This is a genomic window from Microcella sp., from assembly GCF_030645145.1.
Lineage (GTDB): Bacteria > Actinomycetota > Actinomycetes > Actinomycetales > Microbacteriaceae > Microcella.
Map to the genome: position 1 here is coordinate 1 of NZ_JAUSMI010000034.1, position 14,061 is coordinate 14,061.

Sequence of the window (14,061 nt, forward strand, 5' to 3'; positions counted from 1 at the left end):
GTTCCTCTCCAACGACGCTCGCGCTGCTGCTCTTGCGCCGTGGCTGGAGCACTACAACACTCGACGCATCCACTCCGCCATCGGAGCACCACCGATCAGCCGAGTGTCACCAACGTGACTGCCGAGTACATCTAGCGCTGCGCGTACTCGCCCATGCGGGCGGTGCGCATGACGCGCTCGAGGAGCTGATCGAAGTTCCGGGCCATCTCCTGCGCGCTCTCGCCCGGCCAGATGTGCAGCGGCTTCGCCGCTCCCTGCGCCTGCTGCAGCGACGTGCGCTCGGGCAGCTGCGGAGCGAGCACGAGCGGCCCGAACATGTCGCGCAGCTCCTTGATCCGGAACTGGTGCTCGATCGACTGCACGCGCGCGCGATTGACTATGATGCCGAGCGGCTGCAGGCGGGGTGAGAGCCCGCGGCGGATCTCCTCGATCGCGCGCAGTGCGCGGTCGGCCGCGGCGACGGAGAACAGCCCGGGCTCGGTCACGACGACGACGCGATCGCTCGCGGCCCACGCGGTGCGCGTCAGCGCGTTGAGCGACGGGGCGCAGTCGATGAGGACGAGGTCGTAGTCGGCCTCGACGTGCGCGAGGGCCTCCTCGAGCTTCCAGATCTCACGGATGCTCGGGTGCGGTCCGTCGAAATTGATCGCGCTGGGGCTGCCGATGAGCACGTCGACCGTGCCGGAGCGACCCTTGGTCCAGCCCGAGGGGGCGATCGCCTGACGGACGGTCTTCTCCTTGGGGGAGGCGAGGACGTCGGCGACGTTGAGCCGCCCGGCCACATTGATGTCCATCCCCGTGGAGGCGTCGGACTGCGGGTCGAGGTCGACGACGAGCGTTCGCAAACCGCGCGAGAAGGCCGCGGATGCCAGCCCGAGCGTCACCGTGGTCTTCCCCACGCCTCCCTTGAGGGAACTGATGCTCAGTACGTGCACGATCAACGACCCTACCTTCACTAGTCTTGAAGCGCGCGCCCACGCGCCGACCTCGGTATGCCACCACGATCCATCGCGGGCCTCCCTTCGGCCTGCTCGGGTCACCCTGAGAGGAATCGATGTTCCGGAAGATCCTTGTTGCCAACCGCGGTGAGATCGCGATCCGCGCCTTCCGAGCCGCATACGAGCTGGGCGCACGAACCGTCGCCGTCTTCCCCTTCGAGGATCGCAATTCGATGCACCGCCTGAAGGCGGACGAGGCGTACCAGATCGGCGAGCCCGGTCACCCGGTCCGCGCCTACCTCGACGTCGCCGAGATCATCCGCGTCGCGAAGGAGAGCGGCGCCGACGCCATCTACCCGGGCTACGGCTTCCTGAGCGAGAACCCCGACCTCGCGCAGGCCGCCGCCGACGCGGGCATCGCCTTCATCGGCCCGCCGCGCGCCGTGCTCGAGATGGCCGGCAACAAGGTCACCGCGAAGGAGCACGCGATCGCCGCGGGCGTGCCGGTGCTCAAGTCGAGCCCCGCGACGACCGACATCGAGGTGCTCGTCGCGGCCGCCGACGAGATCGGCTTCCCCGTCTTCGCGAAGGCCGTCGCCGGTGGCGGCGGGCGGGGGATGCGCCGGGTCGAGACCCGCGACGAGCTCCGGCCCGCGCTCGAGGCCGCCATGCGCGAGGCCGACAGCGCCTTCGGCGACCCGACGATGTTCGTCGAGCAGGCCGTCGTGCGCCCCCGGCACATCGAGGTGCAGATCCTCGCCGACTCCCACGGCGAGACCGTGCACCTCTTCGAGCGCGACTGCTCGGTGCAGCGCCGCCACCAGAAGGTCGTCGAGATCGCTCCGGCACCGAACCTCGACGAGGACGTCCGCCAGGCGATGTACCGCGACGCCGTGGCCTTCGCGAAGTCGATCGGCTACGTCAACGCGGGCACGGTCGAGTTCCTGCTCGACACCGCGGGGGAGCGCGAGGGCGAGCACGTCTTCATCGAGATGAACCCGCGCATCCAGGTCGAGCACACCGTGACGGAGGAGGTCACCGACGTCGACCTCGTCCAGTCGCAGATGCGCATCGCCTACGGCCAGTCGCTCGCCGAGCTCGGCCTGAGGCAGGAGCAGATCCACCTCCGCGGCGCCGCCCTGCAGTGCCGCATCACGACGGAGGACCCGGCCAGCGGTTTCCGCCCCGACACCGGCAAGATCACGACTTACCGCTCGCCCGGCGGGGCGGGCGTCCGCCTCGACGGCGGCACGATCGCCTCGGGCGCGCAGATCTCGCCGCACTTCGACTCGATGCTCGCGAAGATGACCTGCCGCGGTCGCGACTTCGGCGCCGCCGTCGCGCGCGCCCGCCGCGGTCTCGCCGAGTTCCGCATCCGCGGCGTCACCACCAACATCCCGTTCCTCCAGGCCGTCCTCGATGACCCGCAGTTCCAGGCGGGAGACCTGAGCACGTCGTTCATCGACGAGCGGCCCGAGCTCGTGCGCGCGAACATCTCCAAGGATCGCGGCACGAAGGTCCTGAACTGGCTCGCCGACATCACGGTCAACCAGCCGAACGGCGCGGGCGCCGCGGCGATCGACCCCGCGACGAAGCTCCCGACGATCGACCTCGAAGCCGAGGCGCCGGCCGGCTCGCGCCAGCGCCTGCTCGAGCTCGGCCCCGTCGGATTCGCCCGTGCGCTGCGCGAGCAGACTCCGCTCGCCGTGACCGACACGACCTTCCGCGATGCGCATCAGTCGCTCCTCGCGACGCGCGTCCGCACGAAGGACCTCGTCGAGGTCATGCCGCACGTCGCGCGCATGACGCCCGAGCTCCTGAGCGTCGAGGCGTGGGGCGGGGCGACCTACGACGTGGCGCTCCGCTTCCTCGGCGAGGACCCGTGGCAGAGGCTCGCGTCGATGCGCGAGGCGCTCCCGAACGTCGCGATCCAGATGCTGCTGCGCGGCCGCAACACCGTCGGCTACACGCCGTACCCGACCGAGGTGACCGAGGCGTTCGTGCGCGAGGCCGCCGAGACGGGCATCGACGTCTTCCGCATCTTCGACGCGCTCAACGACGTCGACCAGATGCGGCCCGCGATCGACGCCGTCCTCGCCACCGGCTCGACGGTCGCGGAGGTCGCCCTCTGCTACTCGGGCGATCTGCTCGACCCGGCGGAGGACCTCTACACCCTCGACTACTACCTGCGGCTGGCCGAGCAGGTCGTCGGCGCCGGAGCGCACATCATCGCCATCAAGGACATGGCGGGACTGCTGCGGGCGGGCGCCGCCGAGAAGCTCGTCGCCGCTCTGCGCGATCGCTTCGATCTGCCGGTGCACCTCCACACGCACGACACGGCGGGCGGGCAGCTCGCGACGCTCCTCGCCGCGGCGCGCGCGGGCGTCGACGCCGTCGACGTGGCGAGCGCGCCGATGGCCGGCACGACCTCGCAGCCGCCGTTCTCGGCGCTCGTCGCGGCTCTCGCGCACACCGAGCGCGACACGGGCCTGAGCCTCCAGGCCGTGAGCGATCTCGAGCCCTACTGGGAGGCCGTGCGCCGCGTGTACGCCCCCTTCGAGTCGGGGCTCTCGGGCCCCACGGGTCGCGTCTACCATCACGAGATCCCCGGCGGCCAGCTCTCGAACCTCCGTCAGCAGGCGATCGCGCTCGGGCTCGGCGACCGCTTCGAGCTCATCGAGGACTGGTACGCCGAGGCCAACCGCATCCTCGGCCGCCCGACGAAGGTCACGCCGTCGTCCAAGGTCGTTGGCGACCTCGCTCTGCAGATGGCCGCGGCCGGCGCCGACCCGGCCGACTTCGAGGCGAACCCGGAGAAGTACGACATCCCCGACTCCGTCATCGGCTTCATGGCGGGCGAGCTCGGCGACCTGCCGGGCGGCTGGCCCGAGCCGTTCCGCTCCAAGGTGCTCGCCGGCCGCACGGTGAGGATCGGCACGACGCCGCTCACCGACGAGCAGCAGGCGAAGCTCGACGGCTCGACCGACGAGCGCCGCCTCATGCTCAACCAGCTGCTCTTCCCGCAGCCGACGCAGCAGTTCCTGCAGGTGCGCGAGCAGTTCGGCGACCTCTCGGTGCTCAGCACCCCCGACTACCTCTACGGGCTCAAGCCGGGGGTCGAGCACGTCATCGAGATCGAGCGCGGCGTGAGCCTCTTCGTGAGCCTCGAGGCGATCGGCGAGCCCGACGAGAAGGGCATGCGCAGCGTCATGGCGACGCTCAACGGGCAGATGCGCCCGGTCACGATCCGCGACCGCGCCGTCGCCGTCGACACCGTGCAGGCGGAGAAGGCCGACCCCGCGCATCCCGGTCAGATCGCCGCGCCCTTCATGGGAGTCGTGACGCTGCAGGTGGCGGAGGGCGACGCGGTCGAGGCGGGCGCGCCGGTCGCGACGATCGAGGCCATGAAGATGGAGGCCGCGATCACGAGCCCCGTGTCGGGAACCGTGCGCCGACTCGCCATCCCCTCGACGCAGCAGGTCGAGGCGGGCGACCTCATCGTCGTCGTCGACTGAGCGCGATTCACTCCTTCGCCGGGCGTGCGACGCTCGGACGATAGACTGAGCCGTCCACGAGAACGACGAAGGGTTCGTGAATGGTGACCGACCGCGCCTCCGGCGATGAGGGAGACGTCGTCCCCCGGCGCGCCCGCTCGGTTGCCGAGGGCCTCGAGCCGACCGGCGGCGACGACCTCGCGACCGCGCTGCCCGACAGCCTGACGATCGAGGTCGCGCTCCCCGCGCAGGTGCACGAGGCGCCGGAGGACGAGACCGCGGTCGCGCTCGTCGGCACCGGCATCGACCCCTCCGTCATCGAGGTGCTCGAGAGCGGCACGACGTCGATCTCGCTCTCCGAGCCGGCCCTCGTCGCCGTCACGACGCCCGCGAGCCCGGCGGATACGGGCTCGGTCGCGATCGCCGACTACTCCCGCCGCGAGCGCATGGCGGGGGCGGATGTCGGCCCCGAGTCCGCCGCGATGCTCACCGCCGATCGCCTCATCGACCCGCGACGCGGCCCCCGATCGGCCCCCGAGGGCGCGTGGCAGCGCTTCGTGTACCGCACGACGCTCAAGCGCGTGAATCTCGGCGACTCCGCCCGCGTCCGCGCGCGCAAGGAGCTCGATGCGCGCATCGACGCCGTGCTCGAGGGCGGGGCGCGGTTCGTGCCGGTCCTGACCCGCAAGGGGGGCGTCGGCAAGACGACCATCACGACCCTCCTCGGCATGGCCCTCGCCACCGTCCGCGAGGATCGCATCATCGCCATCGACGCCAACCCCGACCGCGGAACCCTCGCGGAGCGAGTCACGAAGCAGACGCGCGCGACCGTGCGCGACGTCGTCAACCGCGCCGCGAGCATCCAGGGGTTCACCGACTTCACGAAGCTCGTCTCGCGCGATGCGACGCGCCTCGACATCCTCGCCTCCGACACCGACCCCATGCTCTCGGAGGCCTTCGACGAGAACGACTACAACGTCGTCGCCGACCTCGCCGCCCGCTACTACTCGATCGTCCTCACCGACTGCGGCACGGGCATCGTGCACTCCGTCATGCGCGCGACGCTGCAGCGCGCCGACTCGATCGTCATCGTCTCCGGCGGCAGCGTCGACGAGGCGCGACTCGCCTCCGAGACGCTCACCTGGCTCGAGGCGAACGGCTACGGCCAGCTCGTCCGCAACGCCGTCGTCGCCATCAACACGGCGACGCAGGGCACCAATCTCGTCAAGCTCGAGGAGATCGAGGCGCACTTCGCCTCGCGCGTGCGCCAGATCGTGCGGATCCCGTACGACGAGCAGCTCGCCGCGGGCTCCGTCATCCACTGGAGCGATCTGCGCCCGCTCACGCGCCAGTCGGCGCGCGAGCTCGCCGCGATCGTCATCGACGGCATGCCCGACCGGGAGTCGTGAGCACCGCCCCATGACCGTCCGCCCGATCCGTCTCTTCGGAGACCCCGTCCTCCGATCGCGCGCCGACGAGGTGGTCCGGTTCGACGCCTCTCTCCGGATGCTCGTCGACGACCTCCTCGACACCGTCCAGGTCCCCGGCCGGGCCGGGGTCGCCGCGCCGCAGATCGGCGTCGGGCTGCGCGTGTTCAGCCTCAACATTGACGGCGAGCTCAGCTACATCGTCAACCCCGTGCTCGCCGAGGTCCGCGGCGACGCCGAGCCCGTCGAGGAGGGCTGCCTCTCGGTCCCGGGCGTCGGGTTCCCTCGCCTGCGGCACCCGTGGGCGCGCGTGACCGGGCTCGACGCCGAGGGCGCGCCGATCGAGATCGCGGGGGAGGGGCTGCTCGCTCAGGCGCTCCAGCACGAGACCGACCACCTCGACGGGAAGCTCTACATCGAGGGCCTCGAGCCGGAGGTCAAGCGCGAGGCCATGCGCGCCATCCGCCAGACGGAGTGGTTCGGCCGCTCGTAGAGACGCGAACGGGGCGCCGGACCGAGTCCGACGCCCCGCGAGCCGCGTGACGGCTACTGCTGCAGCGAGATGCCCTGCGTCGCGGGCGCGCCCGAGTACATGGCCTCGATCGTCGATGCGTAGTCGTTCACGATGACGTTGCGCTTGATGCTCATCTTGGGCGTCAGGTGACCGCTCGCCTCCGTGAACTCCACCGGGAGCACGGTGAACTTGCGGATCGACTCCGCGCGCGAGACGCGGCTGTTCGCGGCGTCGATCGAGCGCTGGACCTCCGCGAGCACCTTCGGGTGCTTGACCGCGTCGGTGAGCGGCATCTGCGCGTCCTCGCCGTTGTTGTTGAGCCAGACGGGGAGCATCTCCGGGTCGAGCGTCACGAGGGCCGAGACGAAGGGCTTCTGGTCGCCGACCACGACGACCTGCCCGACGATCGGGTTGGCACGGATCGGGTCCTCGAGCGCGGCGGGAGCGACGTTCTTGCCGCCCGCGGTGACGAGGATCTCCTTCTTCCGCCCGGTGATCGTCAGGTAGCCGTCCTCGTCGAGCGAGCCGATGTCGCCGGTGCGGAACCACTCGCCGTCCATGACCTCGGCGGTCGCCTCGGGCTTGTTCCAGTAGCCGCCGAAGACGTTGATGCCCTTGACGAGGATCTCGCCGTCATCGTCGATGCGGACACCGACGCCCGGGAGCGCGGGGCCGGTCGTGCCGATCTTGAACTTGTTGACGAGGTTGACCGTCGCCGGGGCCGTGGTCTCGGTGAGGCCGTAGCCCTCGAGGATCCGGATGCCGAGGCTGCGGAAGAAGTGGCCGAGTCGCGGGCCGAGGGGGGCGGAGCCGGAGACGGCGTACTGCACGCGGCCGCCCATCGCCGTCTTGAGCTTCGAGTACACGAGCTTGTCGAAGACCGCGAACTGCACCTTGAGACCGAGCGGCACGTGGCCGGCGTCGAGCGCCTTCGAGTGGGCGACGGCGACATCGGCGGCCCGGCGGAAGATCTTGCCCTTGCCGCCGGCCTCCGCCTTCTGCTCGGCCGAGTTGTAGACCTTCTCGAACACGCGCGGAACGGCGAGGAGGAAGGTCGGCTTGAAGGAGCCGAGCGCCGCGAGGAGCTGCTTGGTGTCGGCCTGGTGGCCGACCTTGGCGCCCGCGTGGACGGCGAGGATCGAGATGAAGCGCGCGAAGATGTGCGCCGTCGTGATGAAGAGGAGCGTCGACGACCCGGGGGCGACGACCTCCTTCATCGCCACCGCGGCGTTGCGGCACAGCTCGACGAAGTTGGAGTGGGTGACGATGCAGCCCTTGGGGGTGCCGGTCGAGCCCGAGGTGTAGATGAGGGTCGCGAGGTCGGAGCCGACCGCGATGCTCCGGCGCTCCTCGAGCTGCTCGTCGGTCACGGAGCCGGGGTCGGCGGCGAGCTTCTCGAGGTCGCCGAGGTGCATCTGCCAGACGCGGGTCACGTGGGGGAGGTCGCCGGCGACCTCGTCGTAGCGCGAGAAGTGCTCGGCGGTCTCGACGATGAGCTCGCGAGCGCCCGAGTCCTCGAGGATGTACTGGATCTGGCTCGGCGAGCTCGTCTCGTAGATGGGGACGAGCACCGCGCCGGCGAACCACGTCGCGAAGTCCACGAGAGTCCACTCGTAGCGCGTCTTGCACATGAAGCCGATCTTGTCGCCGGGCTGCACGCCCGCCGCCATGAGGCCCTTGGCGAGCGCGACGACCTGGGCGTGGAACTCGCCGGCCGTGACGTCGCTCCAGCCGCCGTCGGCGGTGGGAAGCGAGAAGAGGGGCGCGTCGGGATCGATCGCGACGCGGTCGACCAGCAGGTCGCTCGCGTTCGCTCCAGGATCGGGCGATACGACGGCCGGGACGACGAATTCTTGCACGGGGACTCCTTTGGCACCGTCAACAGGTGGGTTCAGTGCGACCACTCTAGCCCGCGGCCCGCGGCCGACGAGGGGAGTCGAGCCTCACTAGACTCTCTCTTCGTGCATGCTGTGGGAATCGACATCGGTGGGACCAAAATCGCGGGCGCGCTTGTCGGCGATGATGGAACGATCCTCGCGGAGGACCGTCACCCGACCCCCGCGGGCGACCCGCACGCGATCGTCGACATCGTCGTGGAGATGGTCGAGCGGCTGAGCGCGGGCCAGCAGGTCATCGCCGCGGGCGTCGCCGCCGCGGGCTTCATCGACTCCGCGCAGTCGACCGTCTACTACGCGCCCAACATCAACTGGCGCAACGAGCCCTTCCGCGATCGCCTCCGCGAGCGGCTCGGCATCGACGTCACGATCGACAACGACGCGAACGCCGCCGGCTGGGCCGAGTTCCGCTTCGGGGCGGCGCGCGACGTGCGGGACATGACGATGCTCACGATCGGGACGGGCGTCGGCGGCGCGATCGTCACGGGCGACCGGCTCCTGCGCGGCGGCTTCGGCACAGCGGGCGAGCTCGGCCACCTGCGCGTCGTGCCCGACGGGCTACCCTGCGGCTGCGGCGCCCACGGGTGCATCGAGCAGTACGGCTCCGGCAGGGCGCTCCTGCGGATGGCGAACGAGATCGCCGATGCCGGAGGCATCGGCCTGGCCCTCGCCGATGCGCGCGAGCAGCACGGGAAGCTCGACGGGAGCATCCTCGCCGCACTCATCACCGAGCGCGACCCGGGCGCCCTGCACGCACTCTCGCAGCTCGGGCGCTGGCTCGGGCAGGCGTGCGCGAGCCTCTCCGCGGTGCTCGACCCCGAGATGTTCGTGTTCGGCGGGGGAGTCTCGATCGCGGGCGACCTGCTGCTCGACCCCGTCCGCGAGGCGTACCTCGCCCACCTCCCGGCGCGCGGCTACCACCCCGAACCGGTCTTCGTCACGGCCGAGCTCGTCAACGACGCCGGCGTCGTCGGCGCGGCCGACCTCGCGCGCATCCACGCCGCGAGCATCGGCGCGTCGCCCGCGGGCTAGGGTGGTCGGATACGACCGCGACGGCGACCGGGGAGGGACGACGATGTTCTACTGGCTGATGAAGAACCTCGTCATCGGGCCCATCCTGCTCACGGTCTTCCGGCCGTGGGTGCGCGGCATCGAGAACGTCCCGCGCACCGGCCCCGTCATCCTCGCGAGCAATCACCTCTCGTTCGTCGACTCGATCTTCCTGCCGCTCGTCCTCGATCGCCGCGTCGTCTTCCTGGCCAAGAGCGACTACTTCACGGGCAAGGGCATCAAGGGCTGGCTCACGCGCGTCTTCTTCGAGGCGAGCGGGCAGCTGCCGATCGACCGCTCGGGCGGCAAGGCAAGCGAGGCCTCGCTCAACACCGGCCTCCGCGTGCTCTCCGAGGGGTTCGCTCTCGGCATCTACCCGGAGGGGACCCGCAGCCCCGACGGCGTCATGTACCGAGGGCGCACGGGCGTCGCGCGCATGATCCTCGAGTCGGGGGCGACCGTCGTGCCGGTCGCGATGATCGACACCGAGAAGGTCATGCCGATCGGCGTGCGCATCCCCAAGGTCATGCGCCCCGGCGTCGTCTTCGGCGAGCCCCTCGACTTCTCGCGGTTCGCGGGGCTCGAGTCCGACCGGTTCGTGCTCCGCTCGATCACCGACGAGATCATGTACGAGCTCAACCGGCTGAGCGGCCAGGAGTACCACGACGTGTACGCGACGACCGTGAAGGACAAGCGCCCGGCGCACGTGCGCTGAGGTCGTCCGCGCCCGTCCGGGCGCGTCAGGCCGCGCGCTGAGCGGGCTTCGCGCTCGGCTAGGCTCGGAGCAGCGGCAAGGGAGCCGCCCCCTGCCCTGATTCCTGTCGCTGTGAAGGATGTTCCACCGTGGTCGATGCGACCGAGCCCGTCATCTCCGCCGATCCCGCCGTCATCGCGGGGCTCGACCATTGGCGCACCCTCCCGATCAAGCAGCAGCCCGCCTGGCCCGACCCGGCCGCCGTCGCGGCGGCCTCGGCCGAGATCGCCTCGATGCCCCCGCTCGTCTTCGCCGGCGAGGTCGATCAGCTGCGCGAGCGACTCGCGCGCGCCGCGCGCGGCGACGCCTTCCTGCTGCAGGGCGGCGATTGCGCCGAGACCTTCGCGGGCGCGACCGCCGACCAGATCCGCAATCGCGTCAAGACGATCCTGCAGATGGCGGTCGTGCTCACGTACGGCGCCTCGATGCCCGTCATCAAGATGGGCCGCATGGCCGGCCAGTTCGCGAAGCCGCGCTCGAGCGACACCGAGACCCGCGGCGAGGTGACGCTGCCCGCCTACCGCGGCGACATCGTCAACGGCTACGACTTCACCCCCGAGTCGCGGGAGGCCGACCCCGCGCGGCTCGTGAAGGGGTACCACACGAGCGCCTCGACGCTCAATCTCATCCGCGCCTTCACGCAGGGTGGCTTCGCCGACCTGCGCATGGTCCACAGCTGGAACAAGGGCTTCGCCTCGAACCCCGCCAACCAGCGCTACGAGGGCCTCGCGAGCGAGATCGACCGCGCCATCCGCTTCATGGAGGCCGCGGGCGCCGACTTCGACGAGCTCAAGCGCGTCGAGTTCTACTCGAGCCACGAGGGACTCCTCATGGACTACGAGCGGCCCATGACGCGCATCGACTCGCGCACGGGCACGCCGTACAACACGAGCGCCCACTTCCTCTGGATCGGCGAGCGCACGCGCGAGCTCGACGGTGCGCACGTCGACTTCTTCCGCCGCATCCGCAACCCCATCGGCGTGAAGCTCGGCCCGTCCACGACGCCCGAGACCATGGAGCGCCTGATCGACGTCCTCGACCCCGATCGCGAACCGGGTCGACTCACCTTCATCACGCGCATGGGCGCCGGCACGATCCGGGATGCCCTGCCGCCGCTGCTCGAGGCGATCAAGTCCTTCGACGCCACGCCTCTCTGGGTCACCGACCCGATGCACGGTAACGGCCTCACGACGCCGACCGGCTACAAGACCCGGCGCTTCGACGACGTCGTCGACGAGGTCACGGGCTTCTTCGAGGCGCACCGCGAGGCGGGCACGCACCCCGGCGGAATCCACGTCGAGCTCACGGGCGACGACGTCACCGAGTGCCTCGGCGGCTCGGAGATGATCGACGAGGCGACGCTCGCGACGCGCTACGAATCGCTGTGCGACCCGCGCCTGAACCACATGCAGTCGCTCGAGCTCGCGTTCCTCGTCGCCGAGGAGCTCAGCAGGGCGCAGCGCGCCTGAGCCCGACGCGCGGTCGCCGTCGCCGTCGCTAGAAGACGGCGAAGACGACGATCGTGGTGCCGCGGATCTGCAACGTGCCGCCGTCCGGGTCCGTCCCCGTCACGATCGCCAGACCGTTGTCCCACTGATCCTCGGGGATCACTGTGCGGACATCGACGCCGAACTCCGCGGCCTGGAGGGTGTCCACGGCCTCGCGGATGGTCAGTCCGGCGACGGACGGCACCTCGACCAGATCCGGCCCGCGCGAGACGATGAGGGTGAAGGCGTCGCCCGGCCGGAAGGGCTCGTCGACGGAGGGAACCGCGCGCAGGACGAGCCCCTCCGCGATGTCGTTGTTGAACTCGGAGTCGCCCCCGACGGTCGCCGTGAGGCCGAGCGCCTCGAACGCCGCGCTCGCCGTCCCCGGCTCGACGCCGACGACATCGGGCAGCGGGCCGAGCGAGACGACGAGGCTCACGGGGGTGCCGCGGAACGACTCGGCGCCCTCGGCGATTCCCGTCTCGGCGCCGTCCTCGCCGATCGAGACGATTCCGATCGCCGATCCCTGCGCGATGCCGCCGTCGACCTGGGTGATGGCCTCCTCGGCGACGACGAACCCCGCGTCGTCGAGGAGGGTCCGCGCGTCTGCCTCGGGGAGCCCCGCGATGGCGGGGACGGTCGTCGGCTCCGGGCCGAGGGAGACCACGAGCGTCACGGTCGAGTCGCGCGGGACCACCTCGCCCGCGGGCGGATCAGTGCCGAGCACCGCCCCGGCCGGAATCTCGAGATCGTGGGCAGTCGCGGGCTCCGCGCCGACCAGGAGCCCCTGCTCGAGCAGTGCGGCACCGGCCGCCTCGGGCGACTGGCCTCGGACATCCGCGATCGTCACCTGGGCGCCGGGGCCGGCCGCGAACCACCAGCCCGCACCGCCCGCGGCGAGGGCGAGGAGCAGCACGAGGGCGAACGCGATCCAGCCCCGCTTGCGTCGCCGGCCGGTCGCGCGCGCGAGCTCGCCCGTCGCCGAGTGCCCGATGACGGTGGTGGCTCCGGCCGCCCCGGCTGCGCCGGCGGTCGCGAGCGAGCCGATCACCTGCGTCTCGGCGGTGATCGTCGGCGGCACGAGCGGGGTCGTGAACACCATGGTCTTCTGCGGGCCCGTCGCCGAGAGCGAGGTCTCGAGGGATCGCGCGGTCTCGACCACCTGCTCGAGGAGGGCGCGGGCATCCGCCGGTCGGTGCTCGGGGTCGCGCGCCGTCGCCCACAGGACGAGCTCGTCGAGCTCGGCGGGCACGCTCGGGTTCGTCGCGCTCGGCGCGGGCACCGTGTCGTTCGCGTGCTGGAAGGCGATCTGCATCGGCTGCTCGCCCTTGAAGGGCTGCTCGCCCGTCAGCATCTCGAACATCATGATGCCGACCGCGTAGATGTCGCTGCGGGTGTCGGCGACGCCGCGCGTCACGAGCTCGGGGGAGAGGTAGGCGATCGTGCCGAGCAGCGCCGCCCCCGCGGCGGTCGCCGCCGAGGCGGCGCGCGCGAGGCCGAAGTCGCCGATCTTGATGCGGCCGTCGTCGGCGAGGAGCACGTTCTCGGGCTTGAGGTCGCGGTGGACGATGCCCGCCTTGTGCGCAGCAGACAGCCCAGAGAGGATCGCCTCGACGATGTCGAGCGTCTGCTGCGGCGTGAGCGCGCCGTACTCCTGGAGCAGCTCGCGCAGCGTGATACCGGGCAGGTACTCCATGACGAGATACGCCGAGTCGGCGTCCTGCCCCTGGTCGAAGACGTTGACGACGTTCGGGTGCGCGAGCCGCGCGGCCGACCGAGCCTCCTGGATGAAGCGAGCCGTGAACTGGCTGTCGTCGGCGAGGTGGCCGTGCATGATCTTGACCGCGACGAGGCGCTCGAGCCGCTGGTCGGTGGCGAGGTAGACCGTGGCCATGCCGCCCCGCGCGATGCGCGATCGGACGTGGTAGCGACCGTCGATGAGCCGCCCGATCATGGGGTCGGTCGTCGAGGGGCTCACCCGCCCCAGTCTAGGTCGCGAGCCCGCTCGGAGCCGGGCGCCACACGGCCTAGGTCAGTTCGTAGAGCCAGGCCCAGGCGGAGGTCTCCCACTTGGCGTAGTGGTCGGGGTAGGCCGAGATCTGGACGGCCTGCGCCGCCTGCGTGACGGTCATGGACTGCCAGCCGCGGATATCCAGGAGGCCTCGCGTGTAGCCCTCGTTGCCGACGTAGAACAGGCGCGACGCGTAGGCCGTGTCCTGCAGCTGCTCGGGCGTGCCCCAGCCCTGGCTCGGTCGCTGCTGGAAGAGGCCGACCGAATCGCGGTCGCCCCACGAAAGGTTGCGCATCGACGACTCCTGCATGGCGGTCGCGAGGGCGATGACGATGCCGTAGTCGGGGACGCCGAGGGAGCGGCCGACCTGGATGATCGTGGCGGCGTGAGCGCGGCCCTCCGCGTTGAGGGGCTGGATGCTCCCGCTCACGGGCGCGCTCGGTGCGAGTGCCGGCGGGGCCGGCTGCGCCGGGGCGGGAGCGGGCGCCTCC

General features: G+C 70.9%; 9 protein-coding genes and 2 pseudogenes. 7 read left to right on the forward strand and 4 right to left on the reverse strand.

Going from position 1 to position 14,061, the window contains the following annotated elements:
* Window positions 1–118 (forward strand): annotated as a pseudogene (locus tag Q7T15_RS02040) (IS481 family transposase); the annotation flags it as partial.
* Between the two features lie 13 nt (window positions 119–131).
* Here the strand turns inward: Q7T15_RS02040 and Q7T15_RS02045 are convergent.
* The gene (locus tag Q7T15_RS02045; RefSeq protein ID WP_304692779.1) at window positions 132–935 is read right to left on the reverse strand and encodes a ParA family protein; all 804 of its coding nucleotides are present in this window, start codon (window positions 933–935) and stop codon (window positions 132–134) included.
* A gap of 119 nt (window positions 936–1,054) precedes the next feature.
* Between Q7T15_RS02045 and Q7T15_RS02050 the strand changes: the two genes are divergently transcribed.
* The 3 genes from Q7T15_RS02050 (at window position 1,055) to def (ending at window position 6,352) form a co-directional block, all read left to right on the forward strand.
* Window positions 1,055–4,453 carry a pyruvate carboxylase gene (locus tag Q7T15_RS02050; protein ID WP_304692781.1) on the forward strand — a complete coding sequence of 1,133 codons (3,399 nt, stop codon included), beginning with the start codon at window positions 1,055–1,057 and terminating at the stop codon, window positions 4,451–4,453.
* 80 nt (window positions 4,454–4,533) lie between these two features.
* Entirely contained in the window at window positions 4,534–5,841 is a 1,308-nt protein-coding gene (locus tag Q7T15_RS02055) for a MinD/ParA family protein (RefSeq protein WP_304692783.1), read from the forward strand.
* Window positions 5,842–5,851: 10 nt separating this feature from the next.
* A complete protein-coding gene (gene def / locus Q7T15_RS02060) occupies window positions 5,852–6,352 on the forward strand; it encodes a peptide deformylase (RefSeq protein ID WP_304692785.1) in 501 nt (166 codons plus the stop codon).
* A 53-nt stretch (window positions 6,353–6,405) separates the two neighbouring features.
* On the opposite strand, the gene Q7T15_RS02065 is transcribed toward def, so the two are convergent.
* Complete coding sequence (locus Q7T15_RS02065; protein ID WP_304692787.1) at window positions 6,406–8,232, reverse strand: long-chain fatty acid--CoA ligase; 1,827 nt, start codon at window positions 8,230–8,232, stop codon at window positions 6,406–6,408.
* A 102-nt stretch (window positions 8,233–8,334) separates the two neighbouring features.
* Here Q7T15_RS02065 and Q7T15_RS02070 point away from each other — a divergent pair, with 102 nt between their 5' ends.
* From Q7T15_RS02070 to Q7T15_RS02080, 3 genes are all read left to right on the forward strand, one after another.
* A complete protein-coding gene (locus Q7T15_RS02070; RefSeq protein WP_304692789.1) occupies window positions 8,335–9,300 on the forward strand; it encodes an ROK family glucokinase in 966 nt (321 codons plus the stop codon).
* A gap of 43 nt (window positions 9,301–9,343) precedes the next feature.
* Entirely contained in the window at window positions 9,344–10,033 is a 690-nt protein-coding gene (locus Q7T15_RS02075) for a 1-acyl-sn-glycerol-3-phosphate acyltransferase (protein ID WP_304692791.1), read from the forward strand.
* Window positions 10,034–10,161: 128 nt separating this feature from the next.
* A complete protein-coding gene (locus Q7T15_RS02080) occupies window positions 10,162–11,541 on the forward strand; it encodes a class II 3-deoxy-7-phosphoheptulonate synthase (protein WP_304692793.1) in 1,380 nt (459 codons plus the stop codon).
* Window positions 11,542–11,569: 28 nt separating this feature from the next.
* On the opposite strand, the gene pknB is transcribed toward Q7T15_RS02080, so the two are convergent.
* Together pknB and Q7T15_RS02090 are read right to left on the reverse strand one after the other, a co-directional pair.
* Window positions 11,570–13,537 (reverse strand): Stk1 family PASTA domain-containing Ser/Thr kinase, encoded by a 1,968-nt coding sequence (pknB, locus tag Q7T15_RS02085; protein ID WP_304692795.1) that lies wholly within the window; start codon window positions 13,535–13,537, stop codon window positions 11,570–11,572.
* A 49-nt stretch (window positions 13,538–13,586) separates the two neighbouring features.
* Window positions 13,587–14,061 (reverse strand): annotated as a pseudogene (locus Q7T15_RS02090) (hypothetical protein); the annotation flags it as partial.

What these genes read in the sequence shown, in the direction of transcription:
- Q7T15_RS02050 (WP_304692781.1), top strand. Translation starts at nt 1,055, where the DNA reads ATGTTCCGGAAGATCCTTGTTGCCAACCGCGGTGAGATCGCGATCCGC.
- Q7T15_RS02055 (WP_304692783.1), top strand. Translation starts at nt 4,534, where the DNA reads ATGGTGACCGACCGCGCCTCCGGCGATGAGGGAGACGTCGTCCCCCGG.
- def (WP_304692785.1), top strand. Translation starts at nt 5,852, where the DNA reads ATGACCGTCCGCCCGATCCGTCTCTTCGGAGACCCCGTCCTCCGATCG.
- Q7T15_RS02075 (WP_304692791.1), top strand. Translation starts at nt 9,344, where the DNA reads ATGTTCTACTGGCTGATGAAGAACCTCGTCATCGGGCCCATCCTGCTC.